General features: G+C 46.2%; 1 protein-coding gene. It reads right to left on the bottom strand.

Features of this window, described 5'->3' with window-relative positions:
• Positions 1-68 precede the first annotated feature (68 nt).
• Positions 69-1,225 (bottom strand): IS3 family transposase gene (locus Q8K48_00005; GenBank protein MDP1850784.1). Its coding sequence is split into 2 segments (ribosomal slippage): positions 69-955 and positions 955-1,225, totalling 1,158 coding nucleotides; the frame shifts between segments, so codons are not numbered across the junction.
• Between the last annotated feature and the right edge of the window lie 62 nt (positions 1,226-1,287).

Raw genomic sequence — 1,287 nt, 5'->3', positions numbered from 1 at the left:
CCCGGTGCATTGCATTGCATTGCACTGCGCTTAAGGAATGATGTGTCAACACTTTTCTGGACACAAGGCTAAGCAGCATTTTGCAGCAACTCGAAGTCAACGGGCGATATATATCCATTAGCTGAATGTAATCGCTCCCGGTTGTAAAACACTTCGATATATTCAAACACAGCCTGTTTGGCTTCTTCCCGAGAATGAAACGTTTGATGATGGATCAATTCGGTTTTTAAGGTATGGAAGAAGCTTTCCGACACGGCATTGTCCCAGCAATTGCCCTTCCGGCTCATGCTTTGCTGGATGCTATGCTGCTTTAGTAATTGTCGGTGGCTTTCCGAGGCGTATTGGCTACCTCGATCGGTATGCCATAACAAGCCTTTGTCGGGTTTACGTTTCCAAATAGCCATCTGGAACGCATCGTTGACTAACTGGGTTTTCATATGCGCGGCCATTGACCAGCCCACGACCTGACGAGAAAACAAGTCGATCACGACCGCCAGATACAACCAGCCTTCCAGGGTATGAATATAAGTAATATCCCCCACATACACCTGATTTATCTGATCAATGGAGAACTGACGATCCAAATAATTAGGTGCAATCGGCAATTCATGTTTTGAATTGGTGGTAGCTTTAAATCGACGTTTGGTTTTACAGGCCAGTCCGGCTTCCTTCATTAGACGGCTTATTCGCCGCCGACCCACGGATCGGCCTTGATGAGACATAGCTATTTTGAGACGGCGGGTGCCGTATGTATTCCGGCTTTTTTCAAATGCTTTTTTTACAATATCGCTGAGCTGCTCATCTTCCCGCTCCCTGAGTGAAGGAACTCGATGCAGCCAGCCATAGTAAGCACTCTGTGAGACCTGTAAAAACCGGCACATCGATAACACGGTGAATTCACCCCGATGCTGTTTGATCCAGGCGTACTTCACCGTTGTTCCTTGGCAAAGTACGCGGCAGCCTTTTTTAATAGGTCGCGCTCCTCGGTCAGTCGGGCAACCTCTTTTTTTAACCGCTTTAACTCTTCATAGAGATGTTCGTCAGTACGCACTGCCTTTATGTTATCAACCGGTCGACTGTATTTATTGATCCAGGTATGCAAGGTGTTCTCATTCACACCTATATCCCTGGCGGTTTGCGCTACCGGTTTATCCGATTCAGTGGCCAATTTTACCGATGACTCCCTAAATTCAGATGTATAGACTTTGGGTTTCTCTTGGTTCATTTAGATACACTCCTTCTTTCAGTTATTTTAAGGAATGTGTCCGGTTTAGTGTAACCACATCA

Source organism: Candidatus Planktophila sp. (assembly GCA_030681675.1).
Lineage (GTDB): Bacteria > Actinomycetota > Actinomycetes > Nanopelagicales > Nanopelagicaceae > Planktophila.
This window is presented reverse-complemented; position numbering and strand designations above follow the sequence as displayed.